The organism is Serratia sp. CY33802 (genome assembly GCF_052169095.1).
Taxonomy (GTDB): domain Bacteria; phylum Pseudomonadota; class Gammaproteobacteria; order Enterobacterales; family Enterobacteriaceae; genus Serratia; species Serratia bockelmannii.
Window position 1 is genome coordinate 63,402 of sequence record NZ_JBJNLL010000011.1, and the last position, 19,944, is coordinate 83,345.

Below are 19,944 nucleotides of genomic sequence, written 5' to 3' on the forward strand. Positions count from 1 at the left end.
TCACAGAAAGGAACGCCCTATGCAATTCGCTCACGCCGGGACGCCCGCGCGTAAAAAATCGAAGTGGTGGCAAAGCGACGCGCTGAAATGGCTGGTGGTCGGCCTGTTCAGCCTGGTGACCTGCTACCTGATTGTGTTGATGTATGCACAGGGTGAATACCTGTTCGCCATCCTGACGCTGATCCTGGTCAGCGCCGGGCTTTACGTCTTCGCCAACCGCCGCGCCTACGCCTGGCGCTATGTGTATCCCGGCGTCGCCGGCATGGGGCTGTTCGTCCTGTTCCCGCTGATTTGCACCATCGCCATCGCTTTCACCAACTACAGCAGCACCAACCAGCTGACTTTTGAACGCGCGCAATCGGTGCTGATGCAGCGCCAGTTCCAGAGCGGCCAAACCTTTACCTTTGGCCTCTACCCGGCGGAAAACCAGCAGTGGCGCCTGCAGCTGACGCCACCGGACAGTGAACAGCCGCTGATCTCCGAGCCTTTCCGCCTCGACGCCGCCGCGCCGCAAACCCTGAAACTGACGGCGCAGAACGCCGCGCCGCAGGGCGAACGCGCCACGCTGCGGGTGATTACCCAGAACCGGCAGGCGCTGAGCCAGCTGGTGGCGCAACTGCCCGACGGCGGGGAATTGCGCATGAGCTCCCTGCGCCAGTTCTCCGGCACCCGCCCGCTGTATGCGCTGGACAAAGACGGCAGCACGCTGACCAACAATCAGACCCAGGTACGCTACCGGCCAAACGGCGACATCGGCTTCTATCAGGCGATCAACGCCGACGGCGGCTGGGCGCAGGAAACCCTGAGCCCGGGTTATACCGTCACCACCGGCTGGAAAAACTTCCTGCGGGTGCTACAGGACGAGGGCATCAAGAAACCGTTCGTGTCGATCTTCATCTGGACCATCGTGTTCTCGGTGATGACGGTGATCCTCACCGTGGCAGTCGGCATGGTGCTGGCCTGCGTGGTGCAGTGGGAGGCGCTGAAAGGCAAGGCGATCTACCGCGTGCTGCTGATCCTGCCCTATGCGGTGCCATCGTTCATCTCGATCCTGATCTTCAAAGGTTTGTTCAACCAGAGCTTCGGCGAGATCAACATGATGCTCAGCCATCTGTTCGGCATCAAACCGGCCTGGTTCAGCGATCCGCTCACCGCCAAGAGCATGATCCTGATCGTCAACACCTGGCTCGGCTATCCGTACATGATGATCCTGTGCATGGGGCTGCTGAAGGCGATCCCGGACGATCTGTACGAGGCCTCGGCGATGGACGGCGCCAACCCGTGGCAAAACTTCTTCCGCATCACCTTACCGCTGCTGATCAAGCCGCTGACGCCGCTGATGATCGCCAGCTTCGCTTTCAACTTTAACAACTTCGTGCTGATCCAGCTGCTGACCAACGGCGGCCCGGACATGATCGGCACCACCACGCCGGCCGGCTATACCGATCTGCTGGTCAGCTACACCTACCGCATCGCCTTCGAAGGCGGCGGCGGGCAAGACTTCGGGCTGGCGGCCGCCATCGCCACGCTGATCTTCCTGTTGGTGGGCGCGCTGGCAATCCTGAATTTAAAAGCCAGCAAGATGAACTTCGATTAGGGAGAATAACGATGGCCATGGTTCAACCCAAATCCCAGCGCCTGCGCCTGTGGATCACCCATATATTGATGCTGTGCTTTATCGCCCTGATCATGTTCCCGCTGCTGATGGTGGTCGCCATCTCGCTGCGCGCCGGCAACTTCGCCACCGGCAGCCTGATACCGGAAACCCTCTCCTGGGATCACTGGCGGCTGGCGCTCGGCTTCAGCGTCACCCACGCCGACGGCAGCGTGACGCCGCCGCCGTTCCCGGTGCTGCTGTGGCTGTGGAACTCCATCAAGATCGCGGCGATCACCGCCATCGGCATCGTGACGCTATCCACCACCTGCGCCTACGCCTTCGCCCGCATGCGTTTTCGCGGCAAGAGCACGTTGCTGAAAAGCATGCTGATCTTCCAGATGTTCCCGGCAGTGTTGTCGCTGGTGGCGCTGTACGCCCTGTTCGATCGCCTGGGCCAGTACATTCCGTTTATCGGCCTGAACACCCACGGCGGCGTGATCTTCGCCTACATGGGCGGCATCGCGCTGCACGTCTGGACCATCAAGGGCTATTTCGAAACCATCGACAACTCGCTGGAAGAAGCGGCAGCGCTGGACGGCGCCACGCCGTGGCAGGCATTCCGTCTGGTGCTGCTGCCGCTGTCGGTACCGATTTTGGCGGTGGTATTCATTCTGTCGTTTATCGCCGCCATCACCGAAGTGCCGGTCGCGTCGCTGCTGCTGCGCGATGTGAACAGCTACACGCTGGCGGTGGGGATGCAGCAATATCTCAACCCGCAGAACTACCTGTGGGGCGACTTCGCCGCCGCCGCGGTGCTGTCAGCGATACCGATTACCGCCGTGTTCCTGCTGGCGCAGCGTTGGCTGGTGGGCGGCCTGACGGCCGGCGGCGTGAAGGGGTAATTTGTGCCACTGCAGTGCGTTTGATGTTTTTCCTTATCTTTTACCCTATGGATTTCAAGTTACAGCTAGGCGACCAGCTCGCTAAGCCCAGGCGCTTACTTCAGTAAGTAACTGGGGTTAGCGAGTGCAGTCAACAACGCTGTCGCTTGAAAGACGACGGGTAATTATATCCTGTGTCTTTGGCGGCCTTTGGCCGCCATTTTTATCGCTACTCCCGTTTCAGCCGGTCGGTATTGGCCAGATAGAGCGTCACCACCAGCACCAATATCGCCGCGGCGTAGATCAGGGTATCGATGGGGTTTTTGTGGTCCACGATAATCAAACGAATAATCGCGGTAATGCCAATGTAAATAAAATAGCGCAACGGGAAATGATAACCCGACTCAAAATACTTGACGATCAAGGCGATAAATTCAAAGTACAGGAAATAAATCACGATACCTTCAATCAACAGGTAAGAAGACGACTCTTCGCTGTTGATAAATAACACCTTCGCCAGATGGATGGTTTCCTTGACCAGAAACACCACCAGAATTGCCGCCAGCAGCAGCAAACCTACGTTCAGTACTCGCTGCAGTCCTTTCGCTATCATTATCGAACGCGACGTTTTTGCCATAAAACCTCTCTCTGAATACCGCTTATATGATTCAACCGTGCCAATATAGGCATTGTCTTAAAAATTATGCCCCGCGCGAAAGCACTTTAAACCCCATTTAATTCATAAAGTTATAATAAGATGTTTCTGGCTTATAGATTTGTAGCAAATCGAAATGTCAACTATCATGGGTCACAGAGATCTTTACATAAAACCAATAACCTCGAATTAACAAGGGAATTCTTTATGCGCGCTAAACTTAACGGACTGGTCGCTGCGGGCCTGTTTACCTGTGCATTGTCCGGCCACGCCGCCGGCCTGGTAGCCCCTGACAACGATCTGCGTAACGATCTCGCCTGGTTGTCTGACCGCGGCGTTATCAACGTCAGCCTGTCCACCTGGCCGCTGAGTCAAGAAGAGATCAGTTCCGTTATCGCGCAGGCCAAGCCGGTGACCAACACCGAGAAAAACGTCATTGACCGCGTACAACGTCGTGTCGATGCCCTGAAAGCCAACATCCGCGTCAGCGGTTACGCGTCGACCGATAAACCCGGCACCCCGCAGGGCTTCGGCCAAAACGAGTACGCCGACGATCGCCTGACCATCGGCGCCGGCGCCAACGGCGAGTTCTGGGACGTGCGTCTGCAGGGCTCGGTGGAAGGCGATCAGCGCGTCAGCGACGGTTCCAAATTCAATATGAACGGCTCCTACGGCGCGGTGAAAATCTGGAATCAGTGGCTCTCCTTCGGCGAGGTTTCCCAGTGGTGGGGACCGGGCTACGACGGCAGCCTGATCCGCTCCGACGCCGCGCGCCCGGTGGCCGGCTTTATGCTGCAGCGCGCCGACCAATCACCGTTTGAAACCCCGTGGCTGTCGTGGATCGGCCGCTGGCAATATCAATTGTCCGCCGGCCAGCTTTCGCAGTACAGTTCTGTCCCACATACCAAATTGTTTGGCGGCCGTTTCACTATGATGCCTACCGACTTTCTGGAGTTGGGCGCTTCACGCGTCATGATGTGGGGTGGTGAAGGCCGCCCTCACTCCTGGAGTTCCTTCTGGGATGGCGTAACTGGCAACGATAACACCGGCGATCCGAAAAACGATCCGGGCAACCAACTGGGCGGATTTGACTTCAAACTCAAGCTGCAGCCGCTCATCGGTCTGCCGGTCAGCCTGTATGGCCAAATCACCGGCGAAGATGAAGCCGGTATGCTGCCTTCGCATAATGCCTATCTGTTGGGCCTGGAAGGGCACCCAGAGTGGGGTCCAACGACCATCAACTGGTATATCGAAGGGTCGGATACACGCTCCGATGGCCACGACAATAATGTGATGTATTACCACTACGTCTACAAGGGCGGTTACTACCAGCAAGGTTATCCGCTGGGTCATGCGATGGGCGGAGACGGCCAAATGCTGTCCGGTCGCGTGGAAATGGTGCTGGACGATGGCCAACGTTGGAGTACCCGACTGGTGTACGCCAAAGTGAACCCGAACAACCAAACTATCAACCGGGCGTTCCCACGTTCCGATACGCTGAAAGGCATTCAGCTCGGCTGGGGTTACAGCTTCGATTCTCAGGTTAAATTCGATACCAGCCTGTGGTACACCGACAACGATCACAGCACCGCCGATGACGTGGGCGCGGGCGTCAGCTTCGAAGTACCAATCAATCTGTAACTTTCGCAGACGTAAAAAAACCCGCCGCGGCGGGTTTTTTATTGGCTTCAGCTCAGGCGCTTAGCGCCATTCCTTGAAGCGGTTGATCAGCGCATTGGTCGAGCTGTCGTGACTGCTGATTTTCTCGCTGCCCGCCAGCTCCGGCAGGATGCGGTTAGCCAGCTGTTTGCCCAGCTCCACGCCCCACTGATCGAAGGTGAAGATGTTCAGGATCGCGCCCTGAGTAAAGATCTTGTGCTCGTACAGCGCGATCAGGCTACCCAGGCTGAACGGGGTGATTTCACGCAGCAGGATCGAGTTGGTCGGACGGTTGCCTTCAAACACTTTGAACGGCGCCACGTGTTTAACCTGCTCAGGGGTTTTACCCTGCGCCGCGAACTCCGCCTCCACCACTTCCAGCGACTTGCCGAACGCCAGGGCTTCGGTCTGCGCGAAGAAGTTGGACAGCAGTTTGGCGTGGTGATCGCCCAGCGGGTTATGGCTGATGGCCGGCGCGATGAAATCGCACGGCACCAGCTTGGTGCCCTGGTGGATCAACTGGTAGAACGCATGCTGGCCGTTGGTGCCCGGCTCGCCCCAGATGATAGGGCCGGTCTGGTAATCCACCGGATTGCCGTTGCGGTCGACGTACTTGCCGTTGGATTCCATGTTGCCCTGCTGGAAGTAAGCGGCAAAACGGTGCATGTACTGATCGTACGGCAGAATGGCTTCGGTTTCGGCGCCGAAGAAGTTGTTGTACCAGATACCGATCAGCGCCAACAGCACCGGCAGGTTTTTCTCCGCCGGCGTTTCGGCGAAGTGCTTGTCCATGGCGTGCGCGCCGCTCAGCAGCTGCTCGAAGTTGTCGTAACCGATGGACAGCGCAATCGACAGACCGATCGCCGACCACAGGGAGTAACGGCCCCCTACCCAGTCCCAGAACTCGAACATGTTGTCGGTATCGATGCCGAACTCGGCCACCGCTTTGCCGTTGGTGGACAACGCAGCGAAGTGCTTGGCCACGTGCTGTTGATCGGCGGCGCTGCTCAGGAACCAGTCGCGCGCGCTGTGGGCGTTGGTCATGGTTTCCTGAGTAGTGAAGGTTTTGGAAGCCACCAGGAACAGCGTAGTTTCCGGATTCAGCGGCTGCAGCGTTTCGGCGATGTGGGTACCGTCAACGTTGGAGACGAAGTGCATGTTCAGGTGGTTTTTATACGGGCGCAGCGCTTCGGTCACCATGTAAGGGCCGAGATCCGAACCGCCGATGCCGATGTTCACCACGTCGGTAATCGGCTTGCCGGTGTAGCCTTTCCACTCGCCGCCGATGACGCGCGCGCAGAACTGTTTGATCTTGGCCAGCACCGCGTTCACTTCCGGCATCACGTCTTTGCCGTCGACCAGGATCGGGCTGTTGCTGCGATTGCGCAGGGCAATATGCAGCACCGCGCGATCTTCGGTGCGGTTGATCTTCTCACCGGCGAACATCGATTTGATGGCGCCTTGCAGATCGGTTTCTTTCGCCAACGCCTGCAGCTTCTCCAGGGTTTCCTGCGTGATGCGGTTCTTGGAATAGTCCACCAACATTTGATCGTTGAAGGTCGCGGAGAACCTGGAGAAACGATCGCTGTCCTCGGCGAACAGGTCGGCGATCCGTACGTCTTTCATCTGTGCATAATGTTGCTGCAGGGCTTGCCAAGCAGCGGTTTGACTAGGATTGATATTTTTCATAGCAACACTCTTAGGCTTGAGAATAAAAATGACGCGTTTGTCCGATTGTAGCCTGTTCGACTGTGATTATGATCGCTTTTCTTGCGATAGGCGCTAACTGTCAACGCATTGCCGCCTCGTTTCAGCTTTCACTCTATACTTTTGGCTAACGGCCTGTTATCGGGGTTGCCGAATTGTCATCAGGCTGTGTCATCGTTACTTATTTCGTCATTTGAAAGGGATCTCGCTTATGGAATTATCCGCCCCACTTATGTTGGTGCTTATCGGCCTGGCGTCGCTGCTGGCGCAGTGGCTGGCCTGGCTGCTGCGTCTGCCGGCCATTTTGCCGCTGCTGCTGTTCGGCATCGTGCTCGGCCCGACGGTGCATCTGGTGCAGCCGGATCTGCTGTTCGGCGATCTGCTGTTTCCACTGGTGTCGCTGTCGGTGGCGATCATCCTGTTCGAGGGGGCGCTGACGCTGCGCTTCGAGGAGATACGCGGCCTCGGCGGCGTGGTGCGTAATCTGGTCACCGTCGGCATGCTGGTCACCTTTCTGGTCATCAGCCTCGCCAGCTGGTGGTTGCTGGATTTCCCGCCGGAGCTGGCGGCGCTGATCGGCGCGGTGACGGTGGTGACCGGGCCGACGGTGATCGCTCCGCTGATGCGCGTGGTGCGACCGAACGCCAACATTAACCAGGTGTTGCGCTGGGAAGGGATCGTCATCGATCCGGTTGGCGCCATCTTCACCCTGCTGGTGTTCGAGTTCATCGTACTGAAGCAGAATGCGGAGTCCTATACCCACCTGTTTTGGACGCTGGGCGTGACTGCCGCCGTCGGCCTTATCGCCGGCGCGCTGTTCGGCTACCTGCTCGGCCTGGCGCTGCGCCGCGTCTGGCTGCCACGCTACCTGCAGAACCTGGCGGTGCTGGCGATCATGCTGACCGCCTTCGGCGTTTCCAACGCCATCGCCGACGAATCCGGCCTGTTGACCGTCACGGTGATGGGCATCTGGCTGGCCAACATGCGCGACGTCGATACCAGCGATATTCTGGCGTTCAAAGAAGAACTGTCGGCGATCCTGATCTCGGCGCTGTTCATCATTCTGGCGGCGCGGCTCGACATCCAGGCGCTGTGGAACATGGGCTGGCCGCTGCTGCTGCTGCTGCTGGCGGTGCAGTTTATCGCCCGGCCGCTGTGCATCGCGGTCTCGACCTGGCGCTCTTCCCTGCATTGGCGCGATCGGCTGCTGCTGTGCTGGATCGCCCCGCGCGGCATCGTGGCCGCGGCGGTCAGCTCGCTGTTCGCGCTGACGCTGCAGCGCAGCGGCTATCAGGGCGCCGACCGGCTGGTGACCGTGGTGTTCGCCATCATCATCGGTACCGTGGTGTTGCAAAGCCTGACCAGCGGCATGATGGCGCGCTGGCTGCGGGTGCAGCAGCAAAAGCCGCGCGGCGTACTGATCGTCGGCGCCAACAGCGTGGCGCGCATGCTGGCGCAGGCGCTGATCAAGCTGAACGTGCCGGTGATCGTCACCGACAGCAGTTGGGAATACTACCGTCAGGCGCGTATGGACGGCATTCCGGCCTATTATGGCCACGCCTACTCCGAACACGCCGAGAACTACCTCGATCTGAGCAATATCGCTCAGGTGTTGGCGCTGTCGCCCAATCGCCACCAGAACGCGCTGGCGGTCTACCACTTCGGCCATCTCTTCGGCGAGGATCACGTGTTTGCCATCCGTTCGGGGGCGCCGCTGAAAGGGCGCGGCGCCAGCGCGGAAAGTTCGCGTTTCCGCCGGCATGAAATTTTATTTAATCAGGAAGCCACCTACGGCCGCCTGAGCAGCCTGCTCGCCAGGGGGGCCACCATCAAAGCGACCAAATTGAACGAAAATTTCGGTTGGCTGGAGTATTTGGAGAAACATCAGGGCGTTATCCCGCTATTCAGCCAAAAGGAAGACGGTTCTCTGCAACCGATTGGCGCCGGTTCCACGCCCGCGATGCCCTGTACGCTTATCGCGCTGGTACAAGATGAAAATCCCTCACCGTCCGTACGTTGACAGAATGGCAATAACCGGCTATTCCTAACAGCCTACTTGCGCACCCGGTGCGCAAGCCAGAAGAGGCGCGTCGCCCAGGTAGAGTGTCAGAGGAGCCGTTTCTCCGTTGACGGCACCCGAGGGGGAGCGACGCCGAGGTACGATAATGGCCGGCCATTATCGTATCGACTACAGGGGCTGAATCCCCTGGGTTGTCACCAGGGGATCGCCCACAGGGCGATCGACAAGGTGGGGCGCTTCTGGGTGTATCGTAGCCTGACCTCTACGCCTGCCCCCTGTTTACCGCTCTCCCCTTGTGCCAAGGCTATGGAATTACAGTGCCCCCAAACGGGCATCCCTGACACGAGGTTTCTACATGAACCAAGCAGTACCCCAGAATTCCACCGTGGTAGCCAAGTTCGGCGGCACCAGCGTCGCCGACTTTGAAGCCATGAACCGCAGCGCCGACGTCGTGCTGGCCAACCCGCAGGTCCGCCTGGTGGTGTTGTCCGCCTCGGCGGGCGTCACCAACCTGTTGGTCGCCCTGGCCGAAGGCTGCGAGGCCGACAAGCGCAACTACCAGCTTGATGAAATTCGTCGCATCCAGTACGCCATCCTCGATCGCCTCGCGGCGCCTGCGGTGATCCGCGACGAGATAGACCGCCTGCTGGAAAACATCGCCATGCTGTCGGAGGCCGCGTCGCTGGCCACCTCGACGGCGTTGACCGACGAGCTGGTCAGCCATGGGGAGCTGATGTCCACCCTGCTGTTCGTGGAAATCCTGCGCGCCCGCAACGTGCAGGCCGAATGGTTCGACGTGCGTAAAGTGATGCGCACCGACGATCACTTTGGCCGCGCCGTGCCGGACAGCGCCGCGCTCAGCGAACTGGCCCGGACGCAGTTGCAGCCGCGCCTGCAGGAAGCGCTGGTGGTCACCCAGGGCTTTATCGGCAGCGAGCCGAAAGGCCGCACTACCACGCTCGGCCGCGGCGGCAGCGACTATACCGCCGCGCTGCTCGGCGAGGCGCTCGGCGTTGGCCGGGTAGATATCTGGACCGACGTGCCGGGCATCTACACCACCGATCCGCGCGTGGTGCCGGCGGCCAAGCGCATCGACAAAATCGGTTTCGAAGAGGCGGCGGAAATGGCCACCTTCGGCGCCAAAGTGCTGCATCCGGCCACCCTGCTGCCGGCGGTGCGCAGCGACATTCCAGTGTTCGTCGGCTCCAGCAAGGATCCGGCGGCCGGCGGCACGCTGGTGTGCAACACCACCGAGAATCCGCCGCTGTTCCGCGCGCTGGCGCTGCGCCGCAAGCAAACGCTGCTGACGCTGCACAGCCTGAACATGCTGCACGCGCGCGGTTTCCTGGCCGAGGTGTTCAACATCCTGGCGCGCCATAATGTCTCCGTCGATCTTATCACCACTTCGGAAGTCAGCATCGCGCTGACCATGGACACCACCGGCGCCACCTCCGTCGGCGGCAGCCTGCTGACCACCTCACTGCTGACCGAACTGTCGTCGCTGTGCCGGGTGGAAGTGGAAGAAAACCTGGCGCTGGTGGCGATCATCGGTAACCAGCTGTCGCGCGCCTGCGGCGTGGGCAAAGAGGTGTTCGGCGTGCTCGATCCGTTCAATATCCGCCTGATCTGCTACGGCGCCAGCAGCTATAACCTGTGCTTCCTGGTGCCGGGCGAAGAAGCCGAACAGGTGGTGCGTACCCTGCATCACAACCTGTTCGAATAAGTCATTATCCCTGATTGCGGGCGCAGCATGCTGCGCCCCTGCGTCTAAAAAATCCGTTCAAAACCTGCAGGGGTTCAGCCTGTTGAACCCGCAAAAAACACAACCACACCCATCGTTCTCAATCTGGCTAAGGAAAACCTGCATGTTGGCTCTACTCACGCGTTTATTCCCCCTGTGGGCGATACTGCTGTCCGTCGCCGCCTATTACACGCCGACCACCTTTACCGGCATCGGCCCCTACGTCAGCCCGCTGTTGATGCTGATCATGTTCGCCATGGGCGTCACGCTGCGACTGGACGACTTCAAACGCGTGCTGGCGCGCCCCGGCCCGGTGGCGGCAGGCATCTTCCTGCACTATCTGATCATGCCGCTGGCGGCCTGGATCCTGGCGATGCTGTTCCGCATGCCGCCGGATCTGTCCGCCGGCATGGTGCTGGTGGGCAGCGTGGCCAGCGGCACCGCCTCCAACGTGATGATCTATCTGGCCAAGGGCGACGTGGCGCTGTCGGTAACCATCTCGGCGGTCTCAACGCTGTTGGGGGTGTTCGCCACGCCGCTGCTGACCCGTCTGTACGTCGACGCCAAAATCAGCGTCGATATCATGGGCATGCTGTTAAGCATTCTGCAGATCGTGGTGATCCCGATCGGCCTGGGCCTGATCGTCCACCATACCCTGACCAAAACGGTGAAGCGCATCGAGCCGCTGCTGCCGGCGCTGTCGATGGTGTGCATTCTGGCCATCATCAGCGCGGTGGTGGCGGGCAGCCAAAGCCATATCGCCTCGGTCGGTCTGGTGGTGATCGTCGCGGTGATCCTGCACAACGGCATCGGCCTGCTGAGCGGCTACTGGGGCGGCAAACTGTTCGGCTTCGACGAGTCCACCTGCCGCACGCTGGCGATCGAAGTCGGGATGCAGAACTCCGGGCTGGCAGCCACGTTGGGCAAAATCTACTTCTCACCGCTGGCCGCGCTGCCGGGCGCGCTGTTCTCGGTCTGGCACAACCTCTCCGGTTCGCTGCTGGCAGGGTATTGGTCCGGCCGCCCTATCAAGAAAAAATAAACCGCCTGTCGGGACGCAAACAATTGCGTCCCGTTTCTTCCCTGCGAAATTTCGTATTTCCCACTGGTCGGATTGTCATAATTTCCCTCATCCCCTATCATCCGTGAAAAATAAAAATTCAGATTCTTCCTATCCATGCCGATAATGTTGGCAAGAGGAAGAGACGTTCTACTTTTTTTAATTAATTAAGTCACCAGGGTTGCCCGCCATAAAAGAAGCAGCCTAATTATTATTTAGATATATACCCACCGTCTTATTTGCTGCGGCAAATCAAGATACCTCGCAATGTGCATGTCGCTCATTATTTCGGGCCGGCCCTCGGCCGCCCGTGGTTAACCTCATGGATTGGGCTGGCTGCCCCGGCGGCCTCTCATAATGGATTACAATGATAAAAAAAATCACCGCCTTGACGCTGTTGGTCAGCACGGCCCTTTCCGCCGAAACCCTGCCGGATGCCCACATGATGCGGGATATGTCGATGGGCGAGTCGCGCCGCGCGCTGCAAGACAGCACGCGTGAAGTCAACCAGTTGATTGAGCAACGCCGTTACCAGCAGCTGAAGCAGCAACGCCTGCTGGCGGAGCCGGAGCCGGCCGCGCCCGCCCTGCCGCAGTCCGCGCAGTGCCTGCCGATCGCCGGCGTTTATCTGCAGGGCGTCACCCTGCTCTCGCCGAGCGATTTATCCGCCCTGAGCGCGTTGCCGGAACAGTGCATCAGCAGCAACGATATCAATCGCCTGACCCGTGAATTAACGCGTCTTTATGTGCAAAAGGGCTATATCACCGCGCGCGTGCAAATTGTTCGCCCTAATTCACAAGGAGAATTGGGGTTAAGCGTCACCGAAGGATTTATCGAGAAAATAGAAGGCGGCGATCGCTGGGTCAACAGTCGTTTATTATTTCCGGGGCTGGAAGGCAAGCCGTTGAAATTAACCGAACTCGACCAGGGATTGGATCAGGCCAACCGTTTGCAATCGAATACCACCAAGCTGGATATATTGCCCGGCCATCAGGTTGGCGGTTCGGTCATTCGTTTGCGCAACCAGCATGCCAAGCCCTGGCTGATTACCGCCGGCACGGATAATTACGGCCAAAAAAGCACCGGCCAGTGGCTGGCACGTGCCACCGCCACGCTGGACAGCCCGTTCGGCCTGTCGGACTTCGTCAGCCTGAACGCCAACAGCACGCTGGAAAACCCGGCTCACCGCTATAATCGCGCCTATACCCTGCTCTATTCGCTGCCGTACGGCGCGTTCACCTTCAGCGGGTTCGCCAGCTTCTCGTCCTATGAGAACCACCAGCAGCTGCCGCACAACGTGGTCAAACTGCACGGCCAGACCCAACAGTACGGTCTGCGCAGCGACTACGTGTTTTACCGCGATCACGATCAGATAGACAGCCTGAGCGGACAGCTGACCTACAAGCGCATCGATAACTACTTCGAAAGCGTGCGCCTCGAGGTCAGCAGCCCCACGCTGACCCTGGCCGAGCTGAGCGCCAGCCACCTGCAGATTCTGCCCAACGGGGTGTTCAGCGCCAACCTCAGCGTCGAACAGGGCCTGCCATGGCTGGGCGCCGATCGCCACCCGAGCTCGGTGCACCTCGACAGCCAGTTCACCAAAGGCAAGCTGTTCGCCAACCTCAGCCAGCGTCTCAAGCTGGGTGACGCCACCTATCAGCTCAACAACCTGTTCTATGGCCAGTACAGCCGCGACCCGCTGCCCGGCGTGGAGTGGCTGAGCCTCACCGATCGCAGCGCCGTACGCGGCTTCAGCCGCAGTACCCAGTCCGGCGACAACGGCTGGTATCTGCAGAATACGCTGTCGCGCAGCTTCAATTTAGGCGCCGCCACGCTGACGCCGCGCCTTGGCGCCGACGTCGGCCGCATTTTGCCGCGTCAGGATAACTCGGGCTGGCGCAGCAGCGCCGGGCTGAGCAGCGGCGCCACGTTACGCTACCGCCAGGCGCTGGTCGATCTGGAGGTCAGCCGCGGCTGGATCTTGTCGAACCACGCCACGCCCGAGGATCCCGTTCAGGTGCTGGCGCGCTTTTCTTACACCTTTTAATCAGCAGTTTTGCAGGACCCCACGGCAATATACGGAGATACATGGATGAAAAATAATAACTTCAGACTTTCGGCGGCAGGCAAACTGGCCGCCGCGCTGGCGATAATTCTCGCCGCTTCCACCGGCGCCTACGCCGGAGAGATCGTCGCGGCCAACGGCGCCAACGGCCCCGGCGTTTCCACCGCCGCCACCGGCGCCCAGGTGGTCGACATCGTCGCGCCGAACGGCAGCGGACTGTCGCATAACCAATACCAGGACTTCAACGTCAACCAACCCGGCGCGGTGCTGAACAACTCCCGCGAGGCGGGGCTGTCGCAGCTGGCCGGGCAACTGGGTGCCAACCCGAATCTGGGCGGACGCGAAGCCAGTGTGATCCTTAATGAAGTGATCGGCCGCAACCCGTCGCTGCTGCACGGCCAGCAAGAGATCTTCGGCATGGCGGCCGACTACGTGCTGGCCAACCCGAACGGCATCAGCTGCCAGGGCTGCGGGTTCATCAACACCAGCCGCTCCTCGCTGGTGGTCGGCAACCCGCTGGTGGAAAACGGCCTGTTGCAGGGCTACAGCACCCTGGGCAACCGCAATACCCTGAGCCTCAACGGCACCCTGAACGCCAGCGGCGTGCTGGATCTGATCGCACCGAAGATAGACAGCCGCGGCAACGTCATCGTACAAGACTTCACCCACCGCAACGGCAAAGTGACGCCGGCGGCGATCAACGCCATCAGCGGCCTTAACCGCGTGGCGCGCGACGGCAAGGTGCTGGCCAGCGAACAGCCGACGACCGCGCTGGACAGCTACTACCTCGGCAGCATGCAGGCCGGGCGCATCAACATCATCAACACCGCGCAAGGCAGCGGCGTGAAGCTGGCCGGCACGCTGGCTGCCGGCGACGAACTCAAGGTGAAAGCCTACGATATTCGCAGCGAAAGCCGCATTGAAGATGCCAGCAGCAACAAAAACGGCGGCGATAACTATCAAAATTACCGTGGCGGCATCTACGTCAACGATCGCAGCAGCAGCCAGAAGCTGACCCGCACCGAGCTGAAAGGCAAGAACATCAGCCTGGTGGCGGATAACCACGCGCACCTCACCGCCACCGATATTCGCGGCGAAGACATCACCCTGCAGGGCGGCAAGCTGACGCTCGACGGCCAGCAGTTGAAGCAAACTCAAGGTCACACCGACGACCGCTGGTTCTATTCCTGGCAATACGACGTCACCCGCGAACGCGAGCAACTGCAGCAGGCGGGCAGCACCGTCGCCGCCAGCGGCAACGCCAAACTCGTCAGTACTCGGGAAGACGTGAACCTGTTGGGCGCCAGCGTCAGCGCCGACCGGGCGTTGAGCGTCAAAGCGGCGCGCGATGTGCACCTCGCCGGGCTGGTGGAGAAAGATAAGTCCAGCGAACGCGGCTATCAGCGCAACCACACCTCCAGCCTGCGCACCGGCAGTTGGAGCAGCAGCGACGAAAGCGAAAGCCTGAAGGCCAGTAAACTGCGCAGCCAGGGCGAACTGACGGTGAAAGCTGGCCGCAATGTCTCGACTCAGGGTGCCAAGGTCCACGCCCAGCGCGATCTGACGATCGACGCAGATAACCAAATCCAGGTCGGGGTGCAGAAAACCGCCAACGCCAAAGCGGTGCGCGATGACAAAACCTCCTGGGGCGGCATCGGCGGCGGCGACAACAAGAACAACAGCAATCGCCGCGAAGTCAGCCACGCTTCCGAATTGACCAGCGGCGGCACCCTGCGCCTGAACGGTCAGCAAGGCGTCACCATTACCGGCAGCAAGGCGCGCGGCCAGAAAGGCGGCGAAGTCACCGCCACCCACGGCGGCCTGCGCATCGACAACGCGCTGAGCACCACCGTGGATAAAATCGACGCGCGTACCGGCACCGCCTTCAACATCACCAGCAGTTCGCACAAGGCCGATAACAGTTATCAGAGCAGCACCGCCAGCGAGCTGAAGTCCGACACCAACCTGAAGCTGGTCAGCCGTAAGGACACCGACGTGATCGGCAGCCAGGTCGCCAGCGGCGGCGAGCTGAGCGTCACGTCGCAGACCGGCAATATCAACGTCAAGGCCGCCGAGCAGCAGCAGAACATCGACGAGCAGAGAACCGCGCTCACCGTCAACGGCTACGCCAAAGAAGCCGGCGACAAGCAATACCGCGCCGGTTTACGCATCGAACACACCCGCGACAGCGAGAAAACCACCCGCACCGAGAACCGCGGCGCCACCCTCAGCGGCGGCAGCGTGAAGCTCGACGCGGATAAGGACGTGACCTTCAGCGGATCCAAATTGGTCGCCGACAAAGGCGACGCCAGCGTCAGCGGCAATAAGGTTTCGTTCCTGGCGGCGGACGACAAAACCACCTCGAATACCGAGCAGACCAAGGTCGGCGGTGGTTTCTACTACACCGGCGGCATCGACAAGCTCGGCAGCGGTGTGGAGGCCGGCTACGAGAACAGCAAAACACAGGCGCAGAGCAGCAAGGCCGTCACCTCCGGCAGCGACGTCAAAGGCAACCTGACTGTCAACGCCCGTGACAAGCTGACCCAGCAAGGTGCGCAGCACAGCGTCGGCGGCACCTATCAAGAAAACGCCGCGGACGTCGATCACCTGGCCGCTGCCGACACCACCAGCAGCAACACCACCAAAACCGACGTCGGCGTGAACATCGGTGCCAACGTCGATTACAGCGCCGTGACCCGTCCGGTCGAGCGTGCGGTCGGCAAGGCGGCCAAGCTGGACGCCACCGGCGTCATCAACGACATCGGCGGCATCGGCGCGCCTAACGTCGGCCTGGATATCGGCGCACAGGGCGGCAGCAGCGAAAAACGCAGCAGCAGCTCGCAGGCGGTCGTCAGCTCGGTGAAAGCCGGCAGCATCGACATCAACGCCAAAGGCAAAGTGCGCGATCAGGGCACGCAATATCAAGCCAACAAAGGCGCGGTCACGCTGACGGCGGACAGCCACCGCAGCGAAGCTGCGACAAATCGTCAGGAAGAGCAGAGCCGCGATACCCGCGGCAGCGCCGGCGTGCGCGTCTACACCTCCACCGGCAGCGATCTGACCGTGGACGCCAAGGGCGAAGGCGGCACCCAGCGCAGCAACAGCAGCGCCAGCCAGGCGGTGACCGGCTCGATCGACGCGGCCAACGGCATCAACGTCAACGTGAAAAAAGACGCGGTCTATCAGGGCACCGCGCTGAACGGCGGCAGCGGTAAAACCGCCGTCAACGCCGGCGGCGATATCCGCCTTGATCAGGCCAGCGACAAGCAGAGCGAAAGCCACAGCGGCTTTAACGTCAAAGCCTCCGCCAAGGGCGGTTTCACCGCCGACAGTAAAAACTTCGGCGCCGGGTTCGGCGGCGGCACCCACAACGGCGAAAGCAGCAGCAGCACCGCGCAGGTCGGCAACGTCAGTGGCCAACAGGGCGTTGAGCTGAAGGCGGGCCGCGATCTGACGCTGCAGGGCACCAACGTCAAGAGCCAGGGCGACGTCAGCCTGAGCGCGGGTAACAAGGTCGCACTGCAGGCGGCGGAATCGACCCAAACGCGTAAGGAAAGCAAGCTGTCCGGCAATATCGATCTGGGCGCCGGCAGCAGCGACAGCAAGGAAAAAACCGGCGGCAACCTCTCCGCCGGCGGCGCCTTCGACATCGCCAAGGTGAATGAGTCCACGACCGAGCGTCAGGGCGCCACTATCGCCTCAGACGGCAAGGTCACCCTGTCCGCCAACGGCAAAGGCGATGACGCACTGCATCTGCAGGGGGCCAAAGTCAGCGGCGGCAGCGCCGCGCTCGAGGCGAAAAACGGCGGCATCCTGCTGGAGTCCGCCAAAAACGAGCAGCATAAGGACAACTGGAGCCTGGGCATCAAAGCCAACGCCAAAGGCGGCCAAACCTTCAACAAGGACGCCGGCGGCAAGGTCGACCCGAACACTGGCAAAGATACCCACACGCTGGGTGCCGGTCTGAAGGTCGGCGTGGAACAGCAGGATAAAACCACCCACGCCAACACCGGCATCACCGCGGGCGACGTGGCGATCAACAGCGGCAAAGACACCCGTCTCGCCGGCGCGCGTGTCGATGCCGACAGCGTACAAGGCAAGGTGGGCGGCAATCTGCACGTTGAAAGCCGCAAAGACGTTGAGAACGGTGTGAAGGTCGATGTGGATGCCGGCCTGAGCCACAGCAACGATCCGGGCAGCAGCATCACCTCCAAGCTGTCGAAGGTCGGCACACCACGTTACGCCGGTAAGGTGAAAGAGAAACTGGAGGCCGGAGTGAACAAAGTGGCCGACGCCACCACCGACAAGTACAACAGCGTGGCGCGTCGCCTCGATCCGCAGCAGGACACCACCGGCGCGGTCAGCTTCAGCAAGGCCGAAGGCAAAGTCACGCTGCCGGCAACGCCGACCGGCGAAAAACCGCAAGGCCCGCTGTGGGATCGCGGCGCACGCACCGTCGGCGGCGCGGTGAAAGACAGCATCACCGGTCCGGCCGGTCGCCAGGGGCACCTCAAGGTCAATGCCGACGTGGTGAACAACAACGCGGTCGGCGAGCAATCGGCGATCACCGGTAAGAACGGCGTGGCGCTGCAGGTCGGCGGCCAAACCCAACTGACCGGCGGCGAGATCCGCAGCCAGCAAGGCAAGGTGGAACTGGGCGGTAGCCAGGTCAGCCAGCAGGACGTCAACGGCCAACGCTATCAGGGCGGCGGCCGCGTCGATGCGGCGGCCACGGTTGGCGGCCTGGCCGCCGGTGCGGCGAAACAGGGCGTTGACGGCAACGTGCCGTTCGTCAGCGGCCATGCCTCAACAAAACAGGCGGATGCCAAAGCCGGCGTGTTCAGCGGCAAATAACGCGCCTTTCCTGCACAACGCCCCCGGTTAAAACCGGGGGCGTTTTTTTACAGCGTGCTCGGGGTGTCTTCCCAGTCGCGATCGTCGTCCTTGGCATCCTGATCCAACACGTTGTAAGCCACCGCGCAGAACAGCGAGTTCAGGCGCTTCATGTCCCCCAACAATCCCAAATGCAACGAACTGGTCTCGATGCTCTGCACGTTTTGCTGGTGCAAACGATCGACGTGCGCGTGCGCGTAGCGGCGATCCAGAATGCGGAAGCGGTGCTTGGAACGGCGCAGGCGTTTGGCGCTGGTGACGTCGCCGGACAGGAACACCGACAGCCCCAGGCGCAGGTTGCCGATCAGCCGTTCGTGCAGCCCGTCCAGCTCCGCCAACCCTTCCGCCGAGAAGGCGCGGCGCGCGGCGTGCGACTTGGCGCCCACGTCGCCGGCCATGCGCTCGATGATGTCGCCCGCCTGTTCCAGGTTGAGCGCCATTTCGATGATCTCCGCCCAGCGGCGCGAGTCTTCCTCGCCCAGATCTTCCTTCTGGATCTGCGCCAGATACAGCTTGATGGCGGTGTACAGCACGTCGACGTCATCGTCGAGGCGCCGCACCTCTTTATCGACCCCCTGCTTACCGTGCAGCACTTCACGTTGCAGGATCATCATGTGTTCCACCACGTCGCCCATGCGCAGCGTTTCGCGCGCCGCATTGGCCAGCGCCAGCGTCGGCGTGTCCAGCGCGCTGGCGTCCAGATGGCGCGGCCGCATGCGCGGATCGTCGGCCGCTTCGTCGACGATCAGCCGCTCGCACAGCGTCGCCATCGGCCCGGCCAGTGGGATCATCACCAGGCAGCGGATCAGGTTGTAGAACACGTGGAAATAGATCACCAGCTCTTCGCTGCCGCCCGGCAGCTGAGCCATCAAATCCGCCAGATAGGAGACGAACGGCAGCACCAGTATGCAGCCCACCAGCTTGAACAGCAGGCTGCCGAGCGCTACGCGCCGCCCGGCGGCGTTCTGCCCGCTGGCGTTGATCATCGCCAGCAGGCCGCTGCCGAGGTTGGCGCCGATCACCAGACAGAGCGCCACCTTCAGAGAAATCACGCCGGTGGCGGTCAGGGTGGCGGTCAGCAGCACCGCCGCCAGGCTGGAATAGCTGACGATGGCGAACAGCGCGCCGGTCAGGGCGTCCAGCATCACGTCGCCGGTCAGCGACGAGAACAGCACTTTCACCCCGGCCGCCTGGGTGATCGGCGTGGCGGCGGCGACGATCAGCTCCAGCGCCAGCACGATCAGCCCAAGGCCGATCAGGACGCGTCCGATCTGGCCGATCCGCATTTGCTTGCGGCTGAGGAACAGGAAGACGCCGACCAGGATCAGCAGCGGCGACAGCCAGGAAAGATCGAAGGTCAGCACGCGCGCCATCAGCGCGGTGCCGACGTCGGCGCCCAGCATGATCACCAGCGCAGGCGCCAGCCCCACCAGCCCCTGCGCGACGAAAGAGGTCACCAGCAGCGCGGTGGCGTTGCTGCTTTGCACCAGCGCGGTCACGCCGATGCCGGAAACGAACGCCAGCGGCTTTTTCTCAACGCTGTCGCTCAACACGCGCCGCAGATTGGCGCCGTAAACCCGCATGATCCCGGTGCGCACGATGTGGGTACCCCACACCAACAGCGCCACGGACGAAAGCAGGTGAAGAAGGGTCAGCACGGAAGATA

The 19,944-nt window shown here is 61.0% G+C and carries 11 protein-coding genes and 1 riboswitch; of the genes, 8 read left to right on the forward strand and 3 right to left on the reverse strand.

Going from position 1 to position 19,944, the window contains the following annotated elements; genetic code table 11:
- The first annotated feature begins 19 nt into the window (after window positions 1-19).
- Window positions 20-1,597: a maltose ABC transporter permease MalF gene (gene malF, locus ACJ8HA_RS22665; RefSeq protein WP_099816665.1), complete on the forward strand. Its 1,578-nt coding sequence runs from the start codon at window positions 20-22 to the stop codon at window positions 1,595-1,597.
- An 11-nt stretch (window positions 1,598-1,608) separates the two neighbouring features.
- Window positions 1,609-2,499, forward strand: coding sequence for a maltose ABC transporter permease MalG (gene malG, locus ACJ8HA_RS22670; RefSeq protein ID WP_025304466.1), 891 nt, complete (start codon window positions 1,609-1,611; stop codon window positions 2,497-2,499).
- Between the two features lie 208 nt (window positions 2,500-2,707).
- Here the strand turns inward: malG and psiE are convergent, their stop codons facing one another.
- Window positions 2,708-3,115, reverse strand: coding sequence for a phosphate-starvation-inducible protein PsiE (gene psiE / locus ACJ8HA_RS22675; RefSeq protein ID WP_015379238.1), 408 nt, complete (start codon window positions 3,113-3,115; stop codon window positions 2,708-2,710).
- 225 nt (window positions 3,116-3,340) lie between these two features.
- On the opposite strand from psiE, the gene ACJ8HA_RS22680 reads away from it, so the two are divergent.
- A complete protein-coding gene (locus ACJ8HA_RS22680; RefSeq protein ID WP_043139652.1) occupies window positions 3,341-4,774 on the forward strand; it encodes a capsule assembly Wzi family protein in 1,434 nt (477 codons plus the stop codon).
- A gap of 60 nt (window positions 4,775-4,834) precedes the next feature.
- Here ACJ8HA_RS22680 and pgi read toward each other — a convergent pair whose 3' ends face one another.
- A complete protein-coding gene (pgi, locus tag ACJ8HA_RS22685) occupies window positions 4,835-6,481 on the reverse strand; it encodes a glucose-6-phosphate isomerase (protein WP_004936690.1) in 1,647 nt (548 codons plus the stop codon).
- 229 nt (window positions 6,482-6,710) lie between these two features.
- On the opposite strand from pgi, the gene ACJ8HA_RS22690 reads away from it, so the two are divergent.
- From ACJ8HA_RS22690 to ACJ8HA_RS22710, 5 genes are all read left to right on the forward strand, one after another.
- Window positions 6,711-8,519 (forward strand): cation:proton antiporter, encoded by a 1,809-nt coding sequence (locus ACJ8HA_RS22690; protein WP_004936687.1) that lies wholly within the window; start codon window positions 6,711-6,713, stop codon window positions 8,517-8,519.
- A gap of 52 nt (window positions 8,520-8,571) precedes the next feature.
- Window positions 8,572-8,766, forward strand: a riboswitch (Lysine riboswitch).
- Window positions 8,767-8,874: 108 nt separating this feature from the next.
- Window positions 8,875-10,242 (forward strand): lysine-sensitive aspartokinase 3, encoded by a 1,368-nt coding sequence (gene lysC / locus ACJ8HA_RS22695; RefSeq protein ID WP_149570346.1) that lies wholly within the window; start codon window positions 8,875-8,877, stop codon window positions 10,240-10,242.
- A gap of 142 nt (window positions 10,243-10,384) precedes the next feature.
- Entirely contained in the window at window positions 10,385-11,302 is a 918-nt protein-coding gene (gene panS, locus ACJ8HA_RS22700; protein WP_197759126.1) for a ketopantoate/pantoate/pantothenate transporter PanS, read from the forward strand.
- 385 nt (window positions 11,303-11,687) lie between these two features.
- Window positions 11,688-13,367: a ShlB/FhaC/HecB family hemolysin secretion/activation protein gene (locus tag ACJ8HA_RS22705; RefSeq protein WP_043139641.1), complete on the forward strand. Its 1,680-nt coding sequence runs from the start codon at window positions 11,688-11,690 to the stop codon at window positions 13,365-13,367.
- A 45-nt stretch (window positions 13,368-13,412) separates the two neighbouring features.
- Window positions 13,413-18,239, forward strand: coding sequence for a hemagglutinin repeat-containing protein (locus ACJ8HA_RS22710; protein ID WP_197813164.1), 4,827 nt, complete (start codon window positions 13,413-13,415; stop codon window positions 18,237-18,239).
- 47 nt (window positions 18,240-18,286) lie between these two features.
- Here the strand turns inward: ACJ8HA_RS22710 and ACJ8HA_RS22715 are convergent, their stop codons facing one another.
- Window positions 18,287-19,936: a Na/Pi cotransporter family protein gene (locus ACJ8HA_RS22715; RefSeq protein WP_016930295.1), complete on the reverse strand. Its 1,650-nt coding sequence runs from the start codon at window positions 19,934-19,936 to the stop codon at window positions 18,287-18,289.
- Window positions 19,937-19,944 lie beyond the last annotated feature (8 nt).